The sequence below is a fragment of the Streptomyces sp. NPDC001351 genome, from assembly GCF_042896045.1.
Lineage (GTDB): Bacteria > Actinomycetota > Actinomycetes > Streptomycetales > Streptomycetaceae > Streptomyces.
On the sequence record NZ_JBIAWS010000004.1, the window covers coordinates 352755 to 376002 of the forward strand.

Here is a 23248-nt window from a genome sequence, read left to right on the forward strand (position 1 = left end):
CGCTTACCCCCTGTCAACGCCTCGGTTCACTTTGATTTAACGATCAAGCAGCTCGATTTAACGATCAGGCAGAGGAGGGGGAGAGCGTGACGACGCAGGCCGGAAGGCGCAGACTGCCTCGGCGATCGCTCGACGAGACTCGGGCTCTCATGCTGGAAGCGGCGACCAAACTCGTCTGTGCGGGAACCGCCGACACCAGCGAGGCCGCGGTCTCCGCCGCACTGGCCCATGTGCGGGTCAAGCAGGTGACGGAAGAGGCCACCCGCATCATCCGGGACCGGCTGGGCGACGAGGCGGCACCGGCGGTCACCACGGGATCGATCTACCAGATCTGGCCGGCTCAGGCCGACTTCCAGGCCGAGCTGTTGTTCCACCTCACCTCCCGGCAGGCGGAACTGGTACCGAATCTGCCCGACAGCATCCGGCGCTTCGCAGAAGCCGTCGAGAAGGGCGTCACCTGGCAGGAAGCCCTCAACGACGTACTGACCGACAACCACAAGAACCACCGGGTGGACCCGATCTACCGGGTGATGCTCGGTTTCTACGCCAGCGCCGCGAACCCCCGCGTACGTGAGGCCCTCGGGCACTACGGCGAATCGTTCACGAAGGTGGCCTGCGAGGCGTACCAGGCGCTGCTCGACACCTACGGACTGCGCATGCGTGCGCCCTACCAGGTCGATCAACTCGCCACCAGCATCGCGTCCCTGCTGGACGGCTTCCACATGCGGTGGATCGCCGGCTACGGGGACCTGGCGGACCCGCACGGCGACGAGAACTGGTCCCTTGTCACCAGGGTGGCCGTCATGCTGTTCGACCAGTTCACCGAACCCGTACCCGCGGACGGCACCCCGGCCGGGTGACCGGAGGGTCACTGGGCGCGGCTGCCGACCATCACACGGATCACGCACATAACGTAATCGATCGACTACCCACGATCACGATGCGTCGCTGCGCCCTCGTGTCGCCAGGCTCAGGTGCGGCGGGCCTCGGGCTCCGTCTTCGCCCGGACCGTGTCGATGACCGCCTGGACGGCCGTCACGAAGTTCTGGGGGTCGTCCAGGCCCACGAACCGTGGTGCGACCCGCGCGATGTTGGGGTATTTGTCGGACGGCAGGGTGCGGTAGTCCGTCTCCCAGGCGTGCAGGTCGGCGTCCCGGAGCTCCGGGGACAGCGCGGCCAGGCTCGCGTCCATGGCGCTGTAGGCCAGCACCAGGTCGGCGAAGACCCGGTAGTAGCGGGCGGCTTCGGTGTCGTCGAGACCGGCCCGGCGCATGCAGTCCAGTTTGCGCTCCACGGACCGGAACTCGTTCTCCCGCCGGGCGGTGCGCGCGGCGGCCAGGGCCCCCACCCGGGGATGGCGGAGAAACGCCTCGTGGGTGTGGATCGCGATCTGCATGAGGTCGTGGGCCCAGTCGTCCGTCGGCGGTGGGGTGTTGGCCAGGGCCTCCTCGTGCAGGGCGTCGATGAGTGCCAGCAGAAGTTCGTCCTTGTTGCGGAAGTGCCGGTAGATCGCCGTCGGATGGGCGGACAGCTCACGGCCGAGAGCCTGGAACGTCAGCTTCTCCATACCGGAGGAGTCCGCGACCCGGAACGCCGCCTGGACGATCAGCTCCTGGCTCAGGGTGCCTCGCGGCAGCCGGCTCCGGCCCGCCCTCTTGGTCGTCCTGGCACTGCTCTCGGTCATGCTTCCTTCCCCACGTCGATCGCTCCCATGATCGCGTATCCGGCCATGGCGTCAGCCGGCCACCGCCGAACCGTCCGCGCGCGGATCGGTGGCCGCCGCCAGGTGCGGCCGGCCGTCCCCGGGGACCCGCCGTACCAACTGGCCGTGGCCCACCCCGTCGTCGTTCGCACCGAGCGGCCGGACGGTGAAGCCCGCCCTCTCGATCGTGTGGACGCCTGCGGGAGGGACGTCCCGCTCGGTGCTGACGACGCCCGCGCCGGTCGTCACCCCCGCCTCCATGGCTCCGAGGACCCAGCGTGCCACCGACACGGCGTGTTCGGGAGAGGAGCCGGCGGCCAGGTGCAGGGCCATGTGGGTGTGCACCTGGGGCTGCGCGCGTCCGCCCATGGCGCCGTGCGCGCCGACGAGTTCGCCCCCTTCGCGGACCAGGACCGGCATGAGCGTGTGCAGCGGCCGCTTCCCGCCGGCCAGCTGGTTGGGCGAGGCGGGGTCGAGGGAGAACGAGGCGCCCCGGTTGTGCAGGACGATCCCGGTGCCGGGGTCGAGCAGCGCGGCGCCGAAGCTGTGGAAGACGCTCTGGATGAGGGAGACCCAGGTGCCGTCCGCGTCGGCCACCACCACCGCCACGGTGTCACCGGTCGCCCTGCGCTGGGCGAGCAGGTCGACCGCCGTGCCGGCCATGGCGTGCTCGGCGATGTGCCGCGCGTACGCGTCGGACAGCAGATGGTCGACGGGGGCGCTGCCCCACTCCGGGTCGGCGCAGTGGCGGTCACGGTCACCGGCGGTCCAGGCGAGCACGGAGGCGACCACGCCGGCGTCGCGGCCGAGCGGGTCGAGCGGCCCGCGGACGGTGCGCACCACGTCGAGCGCCTTGAGGCCCTGGAGGAAGTAGAGGCCCTGCGAGTTCGCACCGGCCGACAGGTACTCGACACCGTCGTACTCCGCGGCGAGCGCCGGCGACAGCTCCACGGTGTGCGCGGCGAAGTCCTCCTCCGTCATCGCGGATCCCCCGGCCGCGAGCAGCTTCACCAGGCTCGCGCCCACCTCTCCGCCGTACATCGCCGCGGGGCCTTCCGAGGCGATCAGGGCCAGGGAGCGGGCGAGGTGGGGCTGGCGCAGCGTCTGTCCGGCCGCGAGGACCTCGCCGTCGGCGAAGAACACACCGCGCATGCCGGGATCGCGCGCCAGGTTGCCGCTCTCACGGGCGAGGTCGTGGGCCAGTCCGGACGCCACGGGCACCCCCTCACGGGCGGCGGCCTCGGCCGGCGCGAGCGCCGAGGCGAGCGGGCGGGTGCCCCAGGTCTCGGCGAGTACGCCCCACCCGGCGACCGCGCCGGGCACCGTCACCGGCAGCGCGCCGAGCACCGGCATCAGGTCGTACGCCGCCGTCAGCGACGCCACGTCGACCGCGCGGGGGGACCGGCCGCTCGCGTTGACGAAGCGGATGTCGCCGTCCCGGGTGCCCACCAGTGCCAGCAGATCGCCGCCGACAGAGCACTGGTTGGGGTACACCACCGTCAGCATGGCGGCGGCGGCGAGCGCCGCGTCGACCGCGTTGCCGCCACTGCGCAGTACCTCGGCGGCCGCCTCGCTCGCCGTGGCGTGGGGCGTCGCGACGGCCCATTCCCCGCCCCTCGCGGCGAGCTGACGTTCGGTGAGTGCGGACATCGTTCCCTTTCCGAGTGCGCCGACGGGAGAACGCTGACGGCCACCTGCCGTGCGCCCTGTTTAACTCCCGCGTTACCTGGGGCTTATTGACAGTCCGAGAGCGACGGGCCTAGCTTCCCTGTCATAGTCAACGTCGTCGACTATGACACTGACTAAATCGCCGCGCAACAGCGAGAACTCGCAAAGGGGTTCGCAAATGGCCTGGTCGCTCTCCTTCTCCCGTAGATCGCTGTCCGTGCTGGCCGGCGCCACCGCAGCGGCCGCCCTGGCCCTCGCCGGCTGCTCCGGCAGCTCCGGCGGCACCGACGCCGGCGCCACGAAGGCGGCATCGGTCAAGGTGCCCGCGGGTGCGCTCGTGAAGGGCGGTCAGATCACCTACTGCTCGGACATCAGCGCGCCGCCGCTGACGTACTACGACACCGCGCAGAAGCCGGTGGGGGCGGAGATCGAGCTCGGGGACGCGCTGGCCGCCGAGCTGGGAGTCCGGGCGAACTGGGCCAACACCAGCTTCAACGGGATCATCCCGGCGCTGCAGGCCAAGCAGTGCGACGCGATCATCAGCCAGCTCTACATCAAGCCGGAACGGGAGAAGGTCGTCGACTTCGTCCCGTACATGTACGCCTCCAACACCCTCGTCGTGGCCGAGAAGAACGCCAAGGCCATCAAGGGCGCGGACGACCTGTGCGGCAAGAAGGCGGCCGGGCAGACGGGCACGACCATCGTCCAGTACCTCACCGACCAGTCCGGGAAGTGCGCGGCGGCCGGGAAGCCGAAGATCGACATCCGGCAGTTCACCAAGGACAGCGACGCCCTCCAGCAACTGCGCCTCGGACTGGTCGACGCCTACGGCACGACGCTGGAGACCGCCGCGTATGTGCTGAAGCAGCAGCCGGGCACCTTCGGCCTCGTCGGCGAACCGTTCAACCGCATCAAGGTGGGAGCCGCGACCCGCAAGGACGACACGGCCCTGCACGACGCTCTCACCCAGGCGCTGGCAGCCGTACGCAAGAGCGGCACGTACGACGCGGTCCTCAAGAAGTGGAACCTGACCGGCGACGACATCGCCGGCTGACCCCGCGGCACGCGCAGAGAGAAGACCACGTGACCCACGCAACCGTGCTCGCCGACGCGGGGCAGCCGGCCGGCTTCGACTGGCCGTTCTTCTGGCACTACCTGTTCTCGCCCTCCGGGGTGTTCCTCGACGGACTCTGGCGCACCGTCTACATCTCGGTGATCGCCCAACTGCTCGGTGTGCTCCTCGGGTTCGCCGTCGCCCTGGCCCAGCGCAGCCGCTTCTCCCCGCTGCGCTGGGGCGGCCGGACCTATGTCTGGCTGATCCGCGGTACGCCCCTGCTCGTCCAGCTCGTCCTGGTCTACAACGGCCTCGCCGCGGCGGGCATCTACCGCTTCGGTGACGTCCAGGTCGGCGGGCTCGTGTTCCTCGGCGTCGTGCAGGCGGCCATTCTGACGCTCGCCGTGAACGAGGCGGCGTACATGGCCGAGATCTTCCGCGCGGCCCTCGACGCCATCGATCCCGGGCAGGCGGAGGCGGCGCAGGCGCTGGGCATGACCCCGGCGATGACCATGCGGGTCGTCCTGCTGCCGCAGGCGATCCGGATCATCGTTCCGCCGCTGGGCAACGAGTTCAACCTGATGATGAAGTCGACCTCCCTGCTGTCGGTCATCGGCCTGCAGGAGATGTTCCTGACCGCGCAGTCGATCAACTCGGCGACCTTCAAGACCTTCGAGATCTTCCTCGTCGCCGCCTGCTACTACCTCGCGCTGACGACGGTGTGGTCGTTCGTCCAGCGGTTCATCGAGCGCAGACTCGCCGATCCCGGACAGGTGATCGCCACCTCCTCGCTGCGGGAGCGGCTCACCGGTGGCGGCCTGGGACACGCCCCCGGCCGCGAGGACGCCGCGCTCGTAGGCAAGGAGGCCCACTGACATGGAACCGATGACGAGGAAAGCCGGGGAACAAGAGGGTCACGGGGCCGGGGTGTCCGCCGGGCCGGCTGACGCGTCGGCGGTGATGTCGGCACGCGGGGTGGTCAAGCGCTTCGGCGACGTCCGGGTGCTGAACGGTGTCTCCATGGACGTCCGGGCCCGCGAGGTCGTGGTCATGGTGGGACCGTCCGGGTCCGGGAAGACCACGTTCCTGCGCTGCCTCAACCACCTGGAACGCATCGACGAGGGTGAGATCCTCGTGCACGGCCGCCCGGTCGGCTACCGGCCGCGCGGGTCCGGCTCCGGTCGGCCGCAGGAGGAGCGGCCGAAGGCGGTGGCCGAACGCCGCCGCAACATCGGTTTCGTCTTCCAGCGCTTCAACCTCTTCCCCCATCTGACCGCGCTCGACAACGTGGCCGTCGCGCCGACGAAGGTCCTCGGCACGCCGAAGGCCGAGGCCAGGGAGCAGGCGCAGGCGCTCCTGGCCAGGGTGGGCCTCGAACACAAGGCTTCGACGCGGCCGTCGGCACTGTCCGGCGGCCAGCAGCAGCGCGTCGCCATCGCCCGCGCCCTCGCCATGAAGCCGGAGTTGATGCTCTTCGACGAACCGACGAGCGCCCTCGACCCCGAGATGGTCGGCGAGGTCATCGCCGTGATGAAGGAGCTCGTCGACGACGGCATGACGATGATCGTCGTCACGCACGAGATGGGTTTCGCCCGCTCGGCCGCGGACCGGCTGATCATGTTCGACCAGGGGGCCGTCCTGGAGGAAGGCCCGCCCGAGAAGCTCATGACCGACCCCGCCCACGAACGCACCCGCGCCTTCCTGCGCCGTATCAACGAGGGCGGCTGAGCAGGCGCGGCGCGGACACGGACGGACGTATCGGCGATGGCAATGATCATCGAGCCGGATCAGTAGCTCCGGCATAGGCTGATCCAGGGGGTGCATTCGGGTGAACGCACACCGGAAGGGGCACCCCGATGGACCACTACCCGCTGATCGAGGACCACGGGCTGATCGGTGACCTGCAGACCGCGGCGCTGGTGACCACGGAGGGAGTGGTCGACTGGTTCTGCTCCCCGCGGTTCGACTCGCCGAGCGTGTTCGGGGCACTTCTGGACAAGGAGAACGGCGGGCACTGCACGGTCCGGCCGGCGCACCCGACCCATGCGACCAGGCAGTTGTACCTGCCCGACACGGCGATCCTGGTGACCCGGTTCATGACCGAGGCGGGCGCCGGTGAAGTACTCGACTTCATGCCCGTGACCGGTACTGCGGTCACGGGCCGCCACCGCCTGGTCCGCCTGGTCCGCTGTGTGCGCGGCACCATGACCTTCGTGGTGGAGATCGCCCCGCGGTTCGACTACGGCCGCGGGAAACACGATGTGCACATCACCCCGCACGGAGCGGTCTTCGCCGCGGAGGACGGCACGGAACTCACCGTGCACCCCATCCGGGAGCCGGAGGACGAGCGGCTCGCGGACGTTCTCACGGGCCGGGGCGCCGATCTGCAGGTCTCGCTGACCCTGAACGCCGGAGAGCAGCGCGGGCTGATTCTGGAGATGGGCGCCGAGGGACCGCCCAGGGAGATCCGGCGCGCCGAACAGGAACGGCTCTTCGACGAGACGGCGGCGTTCTGGCGCTCCTGGCTCGCGCAGTCGCGCTACACGGGCCGCTGGCGGGAGGTGGTGGAGCGTTCCGCGATCACGCTGAAGCTCATGACCTTCGCCCCCAGCGGCGCCGTGGTGGCCGCCCCGACGGCGGCTCTCCCGGAACAACTGGGCGGTGAGCGCAACTGGGACTACCGCTTCACCTGGATCCGGGACGCCTCCTTCTCCGTGTACGCCCTGCTGGGACTGGGCTTCACGGAGGAGGCCGGGGCGTTCATCAAGTGGCTGGGCGACCGGGTCAAGGAGCGGGCCGGCAGCGACGGGAACACGGGCCCGCTCAACATCATGTACAAGGTCGACGGCTCCTCCGACCTGAACGAGCAGATCCTCGACCACTGGGAGGGCTATGAGCGGTCCGCCCCGGTCCGGATCGGCAACGGCGCCGCCACCCAGCTCCAACTGGACATCTACGGCGAGGCGTTGGACAGCATCTACTTCGCGCACCGGCACGGCTTCCAGATCCCGTACGGGGGATGGAGCTCGCTGCGGATGGACCTGGAGTGGCTGGCCGACCACTGGGACCAGGCGGACGAGGGTATCTGGGAGACCCGCGGCGGTCGCCAGGACTTCACGTACGGCCGGGTGATGTCGTGGGTGGCGTTCGACCGCGCTCTGCGGCTCGCTGAGGCGAACGGGTGGCCGTCCGCGTCCGGACGCTGGCAGTCCGAGCGGGACGCCGTCTACGAGCAGGTCATGGCCAAGGGGTGGAACAAGAAGCGGCAGGCCTTCGTCCAGCACTACGCCAGTGAGGTCCTGGACTCCTCTCTGCTGCGCATGGCGACGGTCGGGTTCCTCACCCCCGGGGATCCGATGTGGGCGTCGACCCTGGACGCCATGGATCAGGAACTGGTCAGCGACAGCCTCGTCTACCGGTACAACCCCGAGACCTCGCCGGACGGCCTGCGCGGCTCGGAGGGCACCTTCTCCCTGTGCACGTTCATGTACGTCGACGCCCTGGCGCGCGCGGGACGGACGGACAGGGCGCGGCTCGTGTTCGAGAAGATGATGGGGTACGCCAACCATCTGGGTCTGCTCTCCGAGGAGATCGACCCGACGGGCCGTCAGCTCGGCAATTTCCCCCAGGCGTTCACCCATCTCGCGCTCATCGACTCGGCGATCACCCTGAACGAGGCTCTCGACAAGAAGTAGTCAGGATCCGTCGATCTTCGGGTCGGCCCCGGGCCGGGGTGACGGGCGGGGCGGCCGGGGTGCACGCCCGGTGCAGCTTCAGGCCCCGGTGGGCGCGGGTGGGGTGGTCAGCCGCCGGTGGCGAATCCCGGGAAGAGCGTCATCCCGCCGTCGACGTACAACGTGGCGCCCACGACGTAGTCCATGAGGTCGGAGGCGAGGCCGACGGCCGCATAGCCGATGTCCTCGGGGTCGCCGACGCGGCCGTAGGGGATCAGCCGCAGCAGATCCTCCCGGGCCTGGGGCGTCTCCCAGGCGCTGCGGTTGATGGGGGTCTTGATGGCCCCGGGGGCGATCGCGTTCACACGGATCTTCTTCGGGGCGAGCTCCTGGGCCAGCGTCTCCATCATCATCTGCACCCCGCCCTTGGAGGAGGCGTAGTTGACGTGCCCGGCCCACGGGATGATCTGGTGCACCGAGCTCATGCAGATGATCTTCCCGGCCGCGCGCGACACCTCCGGGACCACTCCGCGCCGCAGGAACTCCTTCGTCGCCTCACGGGCGCACAGGAACTGCCCGGTGAGGTTGACGTCCAGGACCTTCTGCCACTGGGCCAGCGTCATCTCGGTGAACGGCGCGTCGCGCTGGAGTCCCGCGTTGGCGACCAGGATGTCGATCGTGCCGAACTCCTGGACCATCCGGTCCATCATGGCGACGACCTGCTGCTCGTCGGAGACGTCTGCCTCGTAGGCGGCCGCCCGGACCCCGAGACCGGTGATCTCCTCGACCACCTTCTCGGCCTCTTCGGCGCCGGCCACGTAGTTGACGACGACATCGGCCCCCGCCCGGCCCAGGGCGACGGCCGTCGCCCTGCCGATCCCGGAGTTCGCGCCGGTCACGAGAGCCTTCTGCCCGCGCAGCAGGTGGGCGGGGATCACGCCCTGGGATGCCCCCTCGGTGGAACTCACGATGTCCTGCCCTCCACTGCGTGCCCGTTTCCGCCGGGCCCGTCACCCGGCGGTCCGGGCATCAGACAAGCACCGGGGAGGGACGGCGACCTGCTGAGGCGGACGTCGTTGCGCTGCCCGGCGGAGGATGTTCGCCCGGTCGGGCTCCGGGCGCCGCCGACTGCTCAGCCCCAGCCGCTCCGAGGGAGAGGGGCATCGCGGAAACCTCCTCAGTGCCTGACGGCCGCCTGAGTTCTCGGGGTGCGGGCGATGCGCGCCCGGCATAGGCTGTTCGGGAGGAATGTCAGGATCTCTCTTTCTGCGGAGACCCGCCAAGCGCGGTGCAACGCCTCGCAGTTCGCGGGGGCGGGCAACGGCCGAACCTCTTTTCCCATGTCTTCGCGCTTCGCGCGCCGGAGGGGCGCCGGCTTCCGGGTCCGCAGCTCGCATTCCCTGTGGAGGTCGGGATGAGAGTTGTCGTTGATCTTTCCCGATGTGAAGGGTATGCGCAGTGCGCGTTCCTCGCTCCGGACGCGTTCCGGATGCACGGCGAGGAAGCGCTGATGTACGACCCGAGCCCCGACGACGCCCAGCGCGACCGGGTGCTGCGCGCCGCGGCGGCCTGCCCGGTCCAGGCGATTCTGGTCGACCGGCTGGAGGGGCGGGACGTACCGGTGGAGGCGTCGAGGTCATGACCAGCGCCGACAACCTGAGAGCGTTCAAGCGCGACGGCCGCATCGTGATCGTCGGGGCCTCACTGGCGGGACTGCGGGCCGCGGAGACCCTGCGCGACGAGGGTTTCACCGGATCGCTGACGATGATCGGCGACGAGTCGGGCGAGCCCTACGACCGTCCCCCCTTGTCCAAGCAGGTCCTGACCGGGTGGGTGCCCGCCGGGAGCACCAAGCTGCCGCGACGTCGTGACATCGACGCGGAGTGGCTGCTGGGCGTGCCCGCGAGCGGGCTGGACCTGGCCACCAACCACGTGCGTCTCGCCGACGGACGCGAGGTCCCCTTCGACCGGGTGCTGATCTCCACCGGGGTACGGGCCCGGCCCTGGTTCGTGGAGAGCGAGGCGGCGCTGGACGGCGTGTTCGTCGTACGTACACGCGAGCACGCCGAAGGTCTGCAGCGAGCCCTCGCGGCCGGGCCCTCCCGCGTGCTGGTCATCGGCGCGGGATTCACCGGCTCCGAGATCGCCTCCGTCTGCCGCGAGCGGGACATCCCGGTGACCGTCGCCGAACTGGCGCCGGCCCCGCTGGTCGGGGCGCTCGGCGCCATGATCGGCGAGGTGGCGTCGGACCTGCAGCGCGCCCACGGTGTCGACCTGCGATGTGGTGTCAAGGTCACCCGGCTGGAGGGCGACGCGCAGGGGCGGCTGCGCCGTGCCCACTTCGACGACGGCAGCACGATCGACACCGACGTGGCGGTGGTGGCGCTCGGGGGCATCCGCAACACCGAGTGGCTGCAGGGCTCCGGGCTGGCGGCGGGTGTCTGGGGCATCGCCTGCGACACGGGCTGCCGCGCCCTCACCCTCGACGGCCTGATCACCGACGACGTCTTCGTCGCCGGGGACGTGGCGCGCTGTCCGAACCCGGTCTACGAGTACCGGCTCATCTCGCTGGAGCACTGGGCCAACGCCGTCGAGCAGGCCGAGGTCGCCGCCCACAACATGGTCAACGGCCAGGCGGACCGCTGGCCCCACCTGTCCATCCCGCTGTTCTGGTCGATCCAGTTCGGCGTCAACATCAAGTCCGTCGGCGTACCGACCTACGCCGACGAGGTGGTCGTCACCCAGGGATCGGTGTCCGACCACCGCTTCGTCGCCGCGTACGGCTACCAGGGCCGCGTCACCGCGGCGGTCAGCTTCAACAACGCGAAGTGGCTGGACCACTACCGGCGGCTCATCGAGACGGCCGCGCCCTTCCCGCCGCCCTGCCCGACGCCCGACCAGCCCGTCGACACGAAGCCGGTGCCCGTCGACTTCCCCGGCCCCGTCCTGCTCGCCCAGGGCGCCACCGTGGTCGTCACCGGGCATGACCCGGGTGAGCGACGCGTCACGGCCGCGCACCAGCACCACCGGTAGGAGGGAGCGCCAGATGACCACGACCGAGACGCCCGACACACTGCACCGGATCCTCGACTACTCCTCCCGGTCCGACCCGTACCCGCTCTACGCCGAGCTGCGCAGGACACCGGTGGCCCGGCAGGAGGACGGCAGCTACGTCATCAGCACGTATCGCGAGCTCGCGGACATCCTGCACAATCCGCACCTGAGTTCCGACGTGCGCAATCTGTCGCATCCGATGCCCTCCCGCGAGGGAGACACCACGCCGTCGTTCATCAACATGGACCCGCCCGAGCACGACCGCCTGCGGCGGATGGCGATGCGCCACTTCGGCCCGCCGCACACCCCGGGGCTGGTGGCCGGCCTGGACTCCTCCCTGACCAGCACCGTCAGCGGTCTGATCGACGACTTCGCGGGCAAGGAGCAGATCGACGTCGTCGACGACTTCGCCTACCCGTTCCCCGTCAGTGTCATCTGCCGCCTGCTCGGCGTGCCCCGCGAGGACGAACCGAGGTTCCGCGTCTGGGTGAACGACCTCATCAACGCGATCGACTACGACCCCAGGACCGACCCGAAGGAAATACTCGAGAACGGCCTGCGGGCCCGCAGCGAGCTGCGCCAGTACCTCGGCGGGCTGCTGGAACAACGCCACGGCCGCCCGGCCGACGACCTGTTGTCACGGCTGGCCAACGACGACGGGCCGGACGGGCAGATGACCGACGAGGAGATCGTCAGCACCGCCAACCTGCTGCTGATCGCCGGTCACGAGACCACCGTCAACCTCATCACCAACGGCATGCTGACGCTGCTGCGCCACCCGCAGGTGCTGCAACGACTGCGCGACGAACCGGATCTGGTCGTGCCGCTGGTCGAGGAACTGCTGCGCTACGAGCCGCCCGTGCACATCATTCCGTGGCGGGCGGCGTACAGCGACATCACCGTCGGCGACACCGTCATCCCCCAAGGCTCGCAGATCATGCTGATGCTGGCCTCGGGCAGCCGCGATCCCAACCGCTTCCACGAGCCCGACCGCTTCGACCCCGACCGGCGTGACAACCAGCACCTCGGCTTCGGCAGCGGCATCCACCTGTGCTTCGGCGGCCCGCTGGCCCGACGGGAGGCCCAGATCGCGCTGAGTGAGCTGGTACGCCGCGTCGACCGGCCCACACTGGTCGCCGACCCGCCGCCGTACCGACGCAGCCCCGTGCTGCGCGGGCCGATCCATCTGCACATCGAGCACAACGGCGGTTAGCGCGACAGCCGGGGACCGTCTCAGGCGGTGAGGATGCCGACGCCGTCGCCGAGGAGTTTGAGGCCGAGCACGAAGAACAGGACGGCCATGACGGCGACGTTGTGCTGCGCGGCCCAGTCCCGCCAGTTGGCAAGGATGCTCTTGGCGCGTTCGCCCATGACCAGGTAGACGGCGAGTGGTGCGAGCACTCCGAGGGACGCGATGACCACGAAGATCGCGAGTGTTCCGATCTGCTGTGGGACGGGGATCCCGGCGGAGCTGATCGAGGCGGCCGCGGCGATGGTCAGGGGCGCGTTCTTGAGATTGCCCGCCGAAAGCAGCAGCCCCAGGCCGAGGATCTTGACGGGGGTGAAGCGGTCGATCGCTGCCATCCACTTCGGGAGCTGTGCCTGGGAGATGTCCTTGGGGCGGTGCCGCCATTGACGGGCGCCGAAGAGAGCGAGGAGTGTGCCCAGAGCGAGTTTGAGGGCTCCGACCCAGGTGGCGGGCTGCTTGTGGGCCGAGGCTCCGCCGGCTCCGCCCACGGCCAGCATGATCGCGCCGAGCGCCGCGAGCCCCAGAACCCAACCGAGGGCGAACAGCAGTCCGCCCCGGCGCCCCTGTGGGGTGGCCAGGATGAGGATGATCGCCACGATCGGCAGCGGGCTGACCGCGACACCCGCGGCCAGGCCCAGCACATCGCCGACAGCGTGTCCCAATGCGGCCTCCGGGGAGAGACGGATGATCCGGAGCCGGCTGTCCGACGCGGCCGGCTCGAAAACGGCGTGCCTGCCCCGGGTACGGGCGCAGCCCTCTCCGCCATCGTGGGCGCCTTCCTGGCCGCCGGCCATCGACCGCTGGCGAACGGGTGACCACCGGGAAGGAGTCGGCTGAGCTGCGCACAAGACGCCCGCCACACCGTCACCGCGGATGTGACCTTTGTTGCAGTGCGGGAATCTCGGGCGCGTTCGCCGTTGTGCCATCCGCTGACGACGGTGGCAGCGGCACATGTCCCGTCGAGGGAGGTCAGAGGGACGGTGAGCGAAGGCCACGGCAGGAAAGCCGCGCCTGCGGAGAGCAATATCTGTACCCGCGAAATGAGAAATAGGTGCGGGGTACGGCGAGTATTCCTCGACCGCCCGGCGGAGCGGAATTATCCACCGCGCACGGTCGATCGCACCGTGCTACTGTCGAACTCAGTTGCAGGTGTGGTTGCCAGAAGGTTTTTCCGACGGCTGATCATCACGGCGACACGGAATGCGCACAGGGCGTATTCCTGTACACCGTCTCCGAAGGAGAAACAACATGGCTACTGGCACCGTGAAGTGGTTCAACGCGGAAAAGGGCTTCGGCTTCATCGAGCAGGACGGCGGCGGCGCCGACGTCTTCGCCCACTACTCGAACATCGCCGCCCAGGGCTTCCGCGAGCTGCTGGAAGGCCAGAAGGTGTCGTTCGACATCGCGCAGGGCCAGAAGGGCCCGACGGCCGAGAACATCGTTCCCGCCTGACGCACCGGCACGGACGCATACTTCGCAGCTGGGGCGCGCACCTTGGGGTGCGGGCCCCAGCTCGCTTCATTCTCGGGGTGATTCTCCCCCCGGCATTTTCGGCCCGTTCTCGCGATTCTCTGCGCCGCTCATTCTGCTGCGGAAATTCCTTGATACGCGCCCGCATCGAGGAAGGTTCCGGATGAACCGCACACGAACCACTCGCCCACGCGCCAATCGCACATACGACCGCTTCGGAGGAAGCGCCGCAGGCCGCTCCGGCGTTCCGCGCCCCTCCCACGGAAACCGACAGCCGGCGCGGGGCGAGTTCGCCCTGCCGAAGACGGTCACGCTCCCGTTGCCCGCTGTCGAGTCCTTCGCCGAGCTCGCCATGCCGGCTCCGTTGCTGGCCACGCTCGGCCGTGAAGGCGTGACCGCACCGTTCCCGATCCAGGCGGCGACCCTGCCCAACTCCCTGGCCGGCCGTGACGTACTCGGTCGCGGCCGCACCGGGTCGGGCAAGACCCTCGCCTTCGGCCTCGCGGTACTGGCCCGTACGGCGGGCCGGCGCGCCGAGCCGCGTCGGCCGCTGGCCCTGATTCTCGTCCCCACCCGTGAGCTGGCCCAGCAGGTCACCGACGCGCTCGTTCCCTATGCCCGCTCCGTGAGGCTGAGGCTCGCCACCGTCGTCGGCGGAATGTCCATCGGCAGGCAGGCCGGTGCGCTGCGGGCCGGCGCGGAGGTGGTCGTCGCGACGCCCGGTCGGCTCAAGGACCTCATCGACCGGGGCGACTGCGGACTCGCCGACGTCCACGTCACGGTGCTCGACGAGGCCGACCAGATGACCGACATGGGCTTCATGCCCCAGGTCACCGCCCTGCTCGACCAGGTGCGCCCCGGGGGTCAGCGGATGTTGTTCTCGGCCACCCTGGACCGCAACGTCGACAAGCTGGTCCGCCGCTACCTGACCGACCCGGTGGTGCACTCCGTCGACCCGTCGGCCGGCGCCGTCACCACGATGGAGCACCACGTACTCCACGTGCACGACGCGGACAAGCACCGCACCACCACCGAGATCGCGGCCCGGGACGGCAGGGTCATCATGTTCCTGGACACCAAGCATGCCGTGGACCGGCTGACGAAGCACCTGCTGAACAGCGGTGTCCGCGCCGCGGCCCTTCACGGTGGCCGGTCCCAGCCGCAGCGCACCCGGACCCTGGCACAGTTCAAGGAGGGTCACGTCACCGTCCTGGTGGCCACCAATGTCGCGGCCCGCGGCATCCACATCGACAGCCTCGACCTGGTCGTCAACGTGGATCCGCCCAGCGACCACAAGGACTATCTGCACCGTGGCGGCCGTACGGCCCGCGCCGGGGAGTCCGGCAGCGTCGTCACCCTGGTGACCCCCGGCCAGCGCCGCGCCATGACCCGGCTGATGGCCTCGGCCGGCATCAGCCCGCGCGTCACCCCGGTCCGCTCGGGCGAGGCGGAGCTGAGCCGCATCACAGGCGCCCAGGCGCCTTCCGGGGTCCCTGTGGTCATCACCGCGCCTGTCGTGGAACGCACCCGCCGCGCGTCTTCGCCGTCCCGGGACCGCCGGCGCCGCACCGGCCAGGGCCGACCCGTCGGCGCGGGGGCACGCCGCAGGGCACAGCGGCGGCCCGGGAACGACTCGGCTGCCTAGAGCGGCGCAGCCCCCAAAGCCCCTCTGGTCCCTCGGGAGACGCAGTGGCCAGCGGTGCCGCAAGGGCCACCAAGCCGACCATCCCTCACCGAAGGAGACACCTTTGACGCCGGCGCGAACGCAGTACGGCATGCCACACCCCGCCCCCATGACAGCGGTCGAGGACATCCAAGGGCACGGGCCTCGGGCATGCGACGACATGACCGTCGAGGTGGCTCTGGCCGTCATGGCGAGTGCCCGGGTCGAGTACCTGACCGTGTGCGACGGGGACGACCAGGGCACAGCTCTGATCTCCCTGGTCCGGCTCGCCGTTCTCCGCGACAGTTCCACGTACACGGACCGGATCCGTCTGCGGGACGTCCTCGACGAATCGCTGCTTTCGCCCGGCGGCCGCTCGGGCGCCCTCTCGTGCTGATCCGTCTGCCCCGGGCGGCCCGTTCTCCCTCTCCCCCGCGACTTCTCCCCTGTGAGGCATCATGCGCTGTGTCATCGCCCGGTACCCGTTCGACCTGACCAAGGCCGGGGTGGAGGCCTCGATGAAGGGCGTCAGGCCCGCACTCGTCACGGGTGAGTCCGTGACCATCGGCCGCCGCCGCTACCCCGTCAAGCAGGTGGGCCAGGTCATCACGCGACAGGACCCCCGTGACTTCACCGTCGGCGAAGTCGTGCGGGCCATGACGCGTCTCGGCTTCACCTGCCACGACCGCCCCGAGGCGGCGCCCGTGGGCGAGGACGGACCCGCTCTCCTCCACACCGCGTCCGCACTGCTCGGCGGCGCCGGCCCCGTGGCCGTGTGAGGACGGGCGGGAGACCGCCCTCAGGAACCCGGTGGGGGCCCTGCCGACGCGCGTCGGCAGGGCCCCCATCGCTGTGTCGCCGTCCGCTCGGAAAGCGCCGGCCGGGCGACTCGGCGCGGGCAGCGTCTCACCGGTCGAAGTGGATGAGATCTCCTACGGTCCATGCGCTGACGTCCTTGATCGCGACTCGGTACATGCCGCCGGTCTCCGGGATCCCGAGACTGCCCTGGAGGATCCGGGCGAGATGAAAGTGCAGATGCGTGGGGGCCTCGTCGCGACCGGGCCGGTTCCCTCGCGAACCGCGCGCAAAGACGTCCGAGAACGGGCCGAGACGGTCCGAGTCCTTGAGGACCTCCGCCACCCGCTCCCTCCACACGGCCTCCGGAGCCAGCCGGCCGGTGATGACGGCGCCGCCGACGACCACGGTCAGCGACATCTGATTGCTTCGCTCGGACTCCACCGCGGCGGAGATGGCGACGAGCAGCTCATCAGGGTTCGACATGACAGCAGAGCTTATGCGGTTCACCCGTAGGGCCGGTCACGGCAGGATTCTTCCTCCGTCAGAAGAGTGAAACCTTCTCTTGCTGGAGTAGATTTTTGTTCCTGACGTGGGTACGCTTCTTCTCGTAGACAAGGTCGACGAGATCCGCCAGACACGAACTGGCGGGTGACTGAAGACGAAGTACGCAGGTCAGTGCGGCTCTCGAGGCTCGAAGCCAGAGTGTTCCCAGAACGGTGACGGGACTGGGAGCCGCACTGGGCGGCTCGCAGGTCGAGGAGCTGCCCACAGCAGTACCGGTTCAATGAGTGGTTGGTTCAGAGAGGAACGGAGGAGCAGACGCCATCAGGATCGCCCGGCCCGAGAAGCACTCGGCCCGGGTACCGCAAGACCCCGGAATGGATGGTGGTCCCCGGTCAAGCAGCTGCGATCCCCCCGCACCCCCCTCTGCCGGGCCGGGTAGCGGAAACAGAAGGTCGGCACAGCAGTAGGGCCGACAGATGGTGTTCAATTTCCTTCGGGGCCCTGGTGCCGTACGGCACCAGGGCCCCTCGACGCGTTGCACAGCGAGGTGACATGACATCGGACAACCCCCTGAATGATCGTCTGGACGACGACGACTACCCCGCGTACTCGATGGGCCGGGCAGCCGAGATGCTCGGCGCCACCCCGGCCTTCCTCCGAGCCATCGGTGAGGCTCGTCTGATCACTCCGCTCCGCTCGGAGGGAGGACATCGCCGGTACTCCCGCTACCAACTGCGGATCGCCGCGCGCGCCCGGGAACTCGTCGACAAGGGGACTCCGATCGAGGCCGCGTGCCGCATCGTCATCCTTGAGGACCAGCTCGAGGAAGCGCAGCGCATCAACGCCGAGTACCGTCGTGCCGCCGGCGAACCGGCGGACCGTGCAGGCTCCGGCTCCGCCTGAACACGTGCTCCCCGGGCTGGTCGGCGGAGACGAGCTGAGGAAGATTCAGCGGGACAACCAGGTCAGCACCGTGGTCAGCAGGAACACGACGACCGCCGCAAGCCAGACCGTCAGCCGCGTCGGCCCCGAAGACCTGACCGACGCCGCCTCCTCCTTCTCCCGTGACAGCAGCGCATCCGCGAACTCCTGTGCGCTCTGCGGTCGTTCGTCAGGTTCTATGGACAGCGCGGCATGAAGCAGTGTTTCGATGCCGTCCGGAACCTCCAGGTCTCTGGGAAGGGTCGGCAACGACGACGCCGACGCCTGCCGCGTCACGAGGACCGTGCGACCGCCCGACCCGAACGGCTTGCGTCCGGTCAACAACTCGAACGCGACGACGCCGAGGGCGTACACATCGGCTCGGCCGTCGAACCCGCCGGTCTGGAAGGCCTGTTCGGGCGCCATGTACGCGGGGGTGCCGGTGGTCACCGTCAGCCCCGACGCGTCGGCCAGTTGCTTCGCGCTGCCGAGGTCCGCGACGAGTACGGCGGCAGGCGTGCGGCCGGCGTCGAGCAGAAGGTTCGACGGCTTGATGTCGCGGTGGACGACGCCCGCGTCATGGAGCACCTGAACCGCGTACCCGGCCTCGGCCGCGAGCCGGAGCGCCTCCGCGGGCCGGCAGTGCCCTGTCTGCTCGGCCAGCGTGCCGCCGCGGACGTAGTCCATGACGAAGTACGGCCGGTCGTCCTGGACGCCGACGTCGTGCACGCGCACGACACGGGGGCTGGAGATCCGGCGGAGCAGCCTCGCCTCCGCCAGGAAGCGCTGTCGCACATCGGCGTTCGACGCCCAGTTGTCGGCCAGCACCTTGACCGCGACATCGGTGTCGAGCTCGGGGTCGTATGCCTTCCAGACGGTGGCGAACGAACCGGCTCCCAGCCTGTCCTCGAGGAGATAACGACCTAGCTTCTGCATGTGGCAACATTTTTCCGGGGCGATGTGGCGGAGGCGGAGACGGCCGACTGTGGTCGGCTGTGGTCGGGAACTTCCGTGCGACCCAGTGGGTCCAGGTCGGACGATAGCGGGGGGACAGCAGCGTGCTCGAGGAGGATGAGCTGACGCACCTCGTGGCGTCCGCCCAGGCAGGTGACCGGGCGTCCCTGGACCGCCTGCTGGTCAGGCTGCGGCCCACCGTCATGCGCCGCTGCTCCCGGTTCCTTCCGCACCACGCCGACGCCGAAGAGGCCGCGCAGGACGCCCTGTTCTCCATCAGCACGCATCTGCACGAGTACAGCGGGCGGGGCTCGTTCCTCGGCTGGGTGACAGTGATCGCGTCGAACGCCGCCAGGGCCACGTATCGCTCGATGCGCCGGCGCGCGGAGGACAGCCATGCGGTCGTTCCCGACGGTGTCGACCCTCGGACGACGAGCGTCATCGCGGGGACCCGCCTGGATCTGATGGAGTCGCTGGCCGCACTGGAGGAGCGGCACCCGGCCCTGGTGGAGTCCTTCGTGCTCCGCGATCTCGGAGACCTGACCTATCTTCAGGTCGCCGAGATCACCGACGCTCCTCTGGGCACGGTCAAGGACCGCATCCATCAGGCGCGTCGCTTCATGCGGGACCGGCTCGGCGGTGGCTTCTGAGACGCCCCGGCTCCCCGCTCCCACCCGGCATCAGCTCGACCGCGGGCCGGGGGGTGCGGCCTCGGACGATCGTCGTCATCCTGACGGCAGCCGTCGGACTCGGCCTGCTGACCGGGCTGTTCGTCCTGCCTGCGCCCTCCGCTCCAGGTGCGCCGAAGTCGACGCCGGGCGCTGCGGCGTCCTCACCGGGCAGCGGCTCTCCGAGGCCGACGCCCGCGAGCGGGCCCATGACGACCGGGCACTTGCTGACGGCGGCCGAGTTCAGGAAGGTGGGTCTCTCCCAGCGCGTCTACGTGCGCGACCGCGTCGGAGACGGCAACTACGCCAACGCGGCCTGCACCGGGGAGAAGACCCTCGGGGAGACCCTGGGGGCGTACGGCGCGCACTTCCGCGGGTTGATGACGATCAAGAACACGGGGAACGGCGCCGACCCCACCGAGGCGGCGAACATCGGCGATCAGGTCGCACGCGAAGTCGCCGACGACGCCGGAAGCCGGGCACTGGCCCAGAACTACGCCGAACGCCTGCTGTTGGAGGAGGTGCCGTGTCAGAGCGAACCGGCCACGCACTGGGTGTACGGGCCGACGCACACGATTGACGTCGCTGCGGACATCACCGCGAGTTGGATGGGTGTCTACAGCGGCGATCTGAACACCACAGGGACCGCTCCCCGAGGCAAGGAGCCGTGTGGAGGCGTCGCCGTACTCCGCAACGGCTCGCACTACGGGGTCCTGGAAGTCGATGCCTGCCTGGGCTCTGCCGCGATGACGCGGATCGTCCGCGCGGCCGTGACACGGCTCTGAGACGGCCCCCGCCCACCCCACCGGCAGGGGTGACGTGGATCACATCAATCGCGGCAGATCGCCGTCCAACATCTCCCGTACCTCCGGCATCTCCCAGACGTACGACGACGCCAACCGCGTCGCGACCAGACAGGAGATGAGATGTTCGACAACCAGGCAGCCCGCAGCAAGTCCGCGCGTCGCGGCCGTACCGCGGGAGTGGCCGCCTCCGTGGGTGCCGCCCTGATAGCGGTCGGCATCGGCGCGTTTCCCGCCGCCGGCGCGGACACGAGTGCTGCGAGCCGGTCGGCAACCGCGCCCGCCGCCGCTCCCGCCGCACCCGGCCTCGGCTCCGCCGGGCTGATGCAGAGTGACGACTTCTTCCAGCAGGGCCTGGCCCCGGTCCGCGCGACGGTGGACCTCACCGGGAAGCAGGCTCTCTCGGCATGCTCCGGCGAGGAGACGATGCGAGGGCTGACCAGGGGGAAGGCCACTGCCTATGCCGACGTGACCTGGACCTTCGACACCAAGGGCACCTCGCTGACCGAATCCGCCGCGGACGGTGCCACCGACGCATCGGCGGCCTCGTACGAGAAGCAGCTCGACAAGCTGGTGCGCGGCTGCCAGGACGAGCCTCGAGGTCACTGGTACTACGGCAAGGGGCACGCGATCACCGTCAAGGCCGGCGAAGGCCGTTGGTATCCGGCCTTCAACGGCGACGGCAAGGTGGCCGGCGGAGTCGCGGTGATCCGCAGCGGCCACAGGTTCGGCATCGTCGAACTCACCGGTCAGCCCAGCGACGACCCCCGCTTCATCGAAGGCATCACCGCCGCCGCCATCAACCGGCTGGCCGACTGATCCGGTGGCCGGCGGCTCCCGAATGCGAGCCGCCGGTGCGCACCTCCATATGTGCGTTCAGTAAGAGAACAATACCCAGTCCTCACCTTTCATTTTGAGCGGGATTTCCCGCCGCCCTCGTATTCACGGGTGCCACAACAGTCCAAGTCGGCGGCGAACAGCGCCAGTTGACAAGACAGACAAGGCATCGGAAAGGAGGGCCTCACCATGTCCTTCGCGAAGATCACGCTGGCCAAGAAGGCCAAGAAGAAGGAAGCCTGCGGCGCCAAGGCCAAGCACCACCACAAGAAGAAGCATCACCGCAAGCACAAGAAACACGCCGCCAAGTAGCAGGGCGTCGAAACAACGACCGGACAAGAACGCCGTGCCGGGGTCCGTGCGCACCAGCGGGTGTGTGACGGGTCCCGGCGCGGCGTCGGTTCGAGCAACGTGCTGGGAGTGTTTCGCACATGAGCCGCGCCGCCCCGATCGCCCTGTCCGTGGCCGCACCCGGAGCATCCGCCCCCACCCGCCATGCCCGTCTCTCCCCCCTGGCCGCGTTCCGGATCTTCTGGCCGCTGGTGAGCGTCAACCGCGTGGTCGTCGTGGTCTCCGTGGTGCTGCTGGTGGTGTCGGCCGGCTGCGACGCGGCCGCGATCGGCATCGTCGGCGTCCTCACCGACAAGGTGCTCGCCCCGGGCGACCTGGCCGCTTTCTGGCAGCCCGCCGCCCTCTGGCTGGGGCTCGCCGCGGCCGGTGCGGTGGCCTCGGCCGCAGGCGGTTACCTCACCGGCTGGTCCAGCGAACACTTCCTGCTCGGCCTGCGCGACCGTCTCTTCCAGCACCTCCAGCAGGTGCCGCCCGACGCACTCGACCGCTTCGGCACCGGTGATCTGGTCACCCGGCTCACCGGTGACGTCGAGGCCGTCGAGTCACTCGTGGCCTCCGCCCCGGTCGACCTCGTCACCACCGCCGTGGGAGCCGTGGTCTTCGGCGCGGCGGCCTTCTGGACCAGCTGGCAACTGGCCCTGGTCACCTTCGCCGTGGCGCCCGTCATCTGGTTCGGTGCCCGGGTGTTCGGCACCCTGATGCGCTCCGCCACCCGCGACGAACGCGACAGCAACGGACGCCTCGCCTCCCTGCTGGAGGAGAGCATGGCCAACATGCCGCTCGTGCAGGCGTACGGCCGTCAGCAGGCGGAGCGGGGGAAGGTGCACCGGGAGGGACGGGTGTGGATGCGGGCCGGGCTGCGGCAGATCCGGCTGTCCTCGGTGTACGGGCCGGCGGGCGAGTTCATCGAGACCCTGAGCGTGCTGGCCGTGATCGGTGCCGGGGCCTGGCAGATCTCCGAGCACCACCTCAGCGTCGGCGGTCTGCTCTCCTTCGCCGCCTATCTCGGCTATCTCCAACCCAAGCTGCAGGAACTCGGCGAACTCGCGGTCGCCGCCTCCTCCGCGACGGCCGCGTGCGAGCGCCTCGTCGAGGTGCTGCGCACCGGCCCCGTCGCCGAGAGCAGCCCACGGCCGGACATCCCGCCGCTCGCCGAACCGGTGCGCGGCGCCCTCGCCTTCGAGGACGTCGGCTTCGCCTACCCCGGCGCCGGCCACCCCGTACTGCACCGCGTCCGCCTGGACATCGCCCCCGGCACGCTGGTCGCGGTCACGGGCCCGAGCGGCGCCGGCAAATCCACCCTCGGCAAACTGCTCCTGCGCGTGTACGAACCCTCGCAGGGGCGCATCCTGCTGGACGGCCGGGACATCGCCCAGCTCCCCGTCGACGAGGTGCGCCGGCACATCACCCTGCTGCTCCAGGACAGCATGCTCTTCGACGGCACCATCCAGGAGAACATCGTCTACGGCCGCCCCGACGCCACCGGCGAGGAGGTGATCGCCGCCGCCACGGCCGCCGACGCGCACGGCTTCATCGACGCCCTGCCCGCCGGCTACGACACTCCCGTCGGCAAACGAGGCAGCCACCTCTCCGGCGGCCAGCGCCGCAGGATCGCCCTGGCCCGGGCCATGCTGCGCACCGCCCCCGTGCTGATCCTCGACGAGCCGACGGCCGGCCTCGACGACGCCTCGGCGGCCCGCATCATGGCGCCGCTGCGACGCCTGACGGCGGGCCGTACGACCCTTCTCATCACCCACGACCTGCGCCTGACCGCCCAGGCCGACCTCGTGGTCCACCTGGCCGACGCCACGGCCACCGTTGTCGCCGGCCCGCTCGCGGCCACGGTCACCGAGGCCGGGCACGACGCGGCCTGAGGCA

The 23248-nt window shown here is 69.8% G+C and carries 24 protein-coding genes; 18 read left to right on the plus strand and 6 right to left on the minus strand.

Annotated features, from left to right (window positions below):
- Positions 1-86 precede the first annotated feature (86 nt).
- Positions 87-860, plus strand: coding sequence for a hypothetical protein (locus ACFY1U_RS16520; RefSeq protein WP_390694817.1), 774 nt, complete (start codon positions 87-89; stop codon positions 858-860).
- 110 nt (positions 861-970) lie between these two features.
- Here the strand turns inward: ACFY1U_RS16520 and ACFY1U_RS16525 are convergent, their stop codons facing one another.
- Both ACFY1U_RS16525 and ACFY1U_RS16530 read right to left on the minus strand, forming a co-directional pair.
- Positions 971-1684, minus strand: a complete 714-nt coding sequence (locus ACFY1U_RS16525; protein ID WP_390694818.1) for a TetR/AcrR family transcriptional regulator — start codon at positions 1682-1684, stop codon at positions 971-973.
- 51 nt (positions 1685-1735) lie between these two features.
- Complete coding sequence (locus ACFY1U_RS16530; protein WP_390694819.1) at positions 1736-3352, minus strand: gamma-glutamyltransferase family protein; 1617 nt, start codon at positions 3350-3352, stop codon at positions 1736-1738.
- 196 nt (positions 3353-3548) lie between these two features.
- On the opposite strand from ACFY1U_RS16530, the gene ACFY1U_RS16535 reads away from it, so the two are divergent.
- The 4 genes from ACFY1U_RS16535 to ACFY1U_RS16550 all read left to right on the plus strand — a co-directional run bounded on the left by ACFY1U_RS16535 (position 3549) and on the right by ACFY1U_RS16550 (position 8119).
- The gene (locus ACFY1U_RS16535; protein WP_390694820.1) at positions 3549-4424 is read left to right on the plus strand and encodes an ABC transporter substrate-binding protein; all 876 of its coding nucleotides are present in this window, start codon (positions 3549-3551) and stop codon (positions 4422-4424) included.
- A 29-nt stretch (positions 4425-4453) separates the two neighbouring features.
- On the plus strand, positions 4454-5299 hold the full coding sequence (locus tag ACFY1U_RS16540; protein ID WP_390694821.1) for an amino acid ABC transporter permease: 846 nt from the start codon (positions 4454-4456) through the stop codon (positions 5297-5299).
- An 85-nt stretch (positions 5300-5384) separates the two neighbouring features.
- On the plus strand, positions 5385-6152 hold the full coding sequence (locus ACFY1U_RS16545) for an amino acid ABC transporter ATP-binding protein (RefSeq protein ID WP_390695218.1): 768 nt from the start codon (positions 5385-5387) through the stop codon (positions 6150-6152).
- Positions 6153-6280: 128 nt separating this feature from the next.
- On the plus strand, positions 6281-8119 hold the full coding sequence (locus tag ACFY1U_RS16550) for a glycoside hydrolase family 15 protein (protein ID WP_390694822.1): 1839 nt from the start codon (positions 6281-6283) through the stop codon (positions 8117-8119).
- Positions 8120-8226: 107 nt separating this feature from the next.
- Here the strand turns inward: ACFY1U_RS16550 and ACFY1U_RS16555 are convergent, their stop codons facing one another.
- Positions 8227-9066: an SDR family oxidoreductase gene (locus ACFY1U_RS16555; protein WP_390694823.1), complete on the minus strand. Its 840-nt coding sequence runs from the start codon at positions 9064-9066 to the stop codon at positions 8227-8229.
- Between the two features lie 446 nt (positions 9067-9512).
- Between ACFY1U_RS16555 and ACFY1U_RS16560 the strand changes: the two genes are divergently transcribed.
- Genes ACFY1U_RS16560 through ACFY1U_RS16570 form a run of 3 tightly spaced genes read left to right on the plus strand, consistent with a single transcriptional unit; the run spans position 9513 to position 12365 of the window.
- Positions 9513-9740: a ferredoxin gene (locus tag ACFY1U_RS16560; protein WP_390694824.1), complete on the plus strand. Its 228-nt coding sequence runs from the start codon at positions 9513-9515 to the stop codon at positions 9738-9740.
- The gene (locus ACFY1U_RS16565; RefSeq protein WP_390694825.1) at positions 9737-11131 is read left to right on the plus strand and encodes an NAD(P)/FAD-dependent oxidoreductase; all 1395 of its coding nucleotides are present in this window, start codon (positions 9737-9739) and stop codon (positions 11129-11131) included. The genes ACFY1U_RS16560 and ACFY1U_RS16565 overlap by 4 nt, the downstream gene beginning before the upstream one ends.
- A gap of 13 nt (positions 11132-11144) precedes the next feature.
- Positions 11145-12365 carry a cytochrome P450 gene (locus tag ACFY1U_RS16570; RefSeq protein ID WP_390694826.1) on the plus strand — a complete coding sequence of 407 codons (1221 nt, stop codon included), beginning with the start codon at positions 11145-11147 and terminating at the stop codon, positions 12363-12365.
- A 20-nt stretch (positions 12366-12385) separates the two neighbouring features.
- Here the strand turns inward: ACFY1U_RS16570 and ACFY1U_RS16575 are convergent, their stop codons facing one another.
- Positions 12386-13063: a GAP family protein gene (locus ACFY1U_RS16575; protein WP_390694827.1), complete on the minus strand. Its 678-nt coding sequence runs from the start codon at positions 13061-13063 to the stop codon at positions 12386-12388.
- Positions 13064-13649: 586 nt separating this feature from the next.
- Here ACFY1U_RS16575 and ACFY1U_RS16580 point away from each other — a divergent pair.
- The 4 genes from ACFY1U_RS16580 to ACFY1U_RS16595 all read left to right on the plus strand — a co-directional run bounded on the left by ACFY1U_RS16580 (position 13650) and on the right by ACFY1U_RS16595 (position 16313).
- Complete coding sequence (locus ACFY1U_RS16580; protein ID WP_004986771.1) at positions 13650-13853, plus strand: cold-shock protein; 204 nt, start codon at positions 13650-13652, stop codon at positions 13851-13853.
- A 181-nt stretch (positions 13854-14034) separates the two neighbouring features.
- Positions 14035-15516, plus strand: coding sequence for a DEAD/DEAH box helicase (locus ACFY1U_RS16585; protein WP_390694828.1), 1482 nt, complete (start codon positions 14035-14037; stop codon positions 15514-15516).
- A gap of 148 nt (positions 15517-15664) precedes the next feature.
- Complete coding sequence (locus tag ACFY1U_RS16590) at positions 15665-15931, plus strand: CBS domain-containing protein (RefSeq protein WP_390694829.1); 267 nt, start codon at positions 15665-15667, stop codon at positions 15929-15931.
- A 61-nt stretch (positions 15932-15992) separates the two neighbouring features.
- Complete coding sequence (locus ACFY1U_RS16595) at positions 15993-16313, plus strand: SCO5918 family protein (RefSeq protein ID WP_390694830.1); 321 nt, start codon at positions 15993-15995, stop codon at positions 16311-16313.
- A 127-nt stretch (positions 16314-16440) separates the two neighbouring features.
- Here the strand turns inward: ACFY1U_RS16595 and ACFY1U_RS16600 are convergent, their stop codons facing one another.
- Complete coding sequence (locus tag ACFY1U_RS16600) at positions 16441-16815, minus strand: hypothetical protein (protein WP_390694831.1); 375 nt, start codon at positions 16813-16815, stop codon at positions 16441-16443.
- Between the two features lie 573 nt (positions 16816-17388).
- Between ACFY1U_RS16600 and ACFY1U_RS16605 the strand changes: the two genes are divergently transcribed.
- The gene (locus tag ACFY1U_RS16605; RefSeq protein ID WP_390694832.1) at positions 17389-17739 is read left to right on the plus strand and encodes a MerR family transcriptional regulator; all 351 of its coding nucleotides are present in this window, start codon (positions 17389-17391) and stop codon (positions 17737-17739) included.
- Between the two features lie 45 nt (positions 17740-17784).
- On the opposite strand, the gene ACFY1U_RS16610 is transcribed toward ACFY1U_RS16605, so the two are convergent.
- Positions 17785-18693, minus strand: a complete 909-nt coding sequence (locus tag ACFY1U_RS16610; protein WP_390694833.1) for a serine/threonine-protein kinase — start codon at positions 18691-18693, stop codon at positions 17785-17787.
- A 122-nt stretch (positions 18694-18815) separates the two neighbouring features.
- Here ACFY1U_RS16610 and ACFY1U_RS16615 point away from each other — a divergent pair, with 122 nt between their 5' ends.
- The 5 genes from ACFY1U_RS16615 (at position 18816) to ACFY1U_RS16635 (ending at position 23244) form a co-directional block, all read left to right on the plus strand.
- Entirely contained in the window at positions 18816-19361 is a 546-nt protein-coding gene (locus ACFY1U_RS16615) for an RNA polymerase sigma factor (RefSeq protein WP_390694834.1), read from the plus strand.
- A gap of 227 nt (positions 19362-19588) precedes the next feature.
- Positions 19589-20164, plus strand: a complete 576-nt coding sequence (locus tag ACFY1U_RS16620; RefSeq protein WP_390694835.1) for a hypothetical protein — start codon at positions 19589-19591, stop codon at positions 20162-20164.
- Positions 20165-20305: 141 nt separating this feature from the next.
- Complete coding sequence (locus ACFY1U_RS16625) at positions 20306-21001, plus strand: hypothetical protein (protein ID WP_390694836.1); 696 nt, start codon at positions 20306-20308, stop codon at positions 20999-21001.
- A 207-nt stretch (positions 21002-21208) separates the two neighbouring features.
- Complete coding sequence (locus tag ACFY1U_RS16630) at positions 21209-21331, plus strand: hypothetical protein (RefSeq protein WP_390694837.1); 123 nt, start codon at positions 21209-21211, stop codon at positions 21329-21331.
- 119 nt (positions 21332-21450) lie between these two features.
- Entirely contained in the window at positions 21451-23244 is a 1794-nt protein-coding gene (locus ACFY1U_RS16635) for an ABC transporter ATP-binding protein (RefSeq protein ID WP_390694838.1), read from the plus strand.
- Positions 23245-23248: the final 4 nt, after the last annotated feature.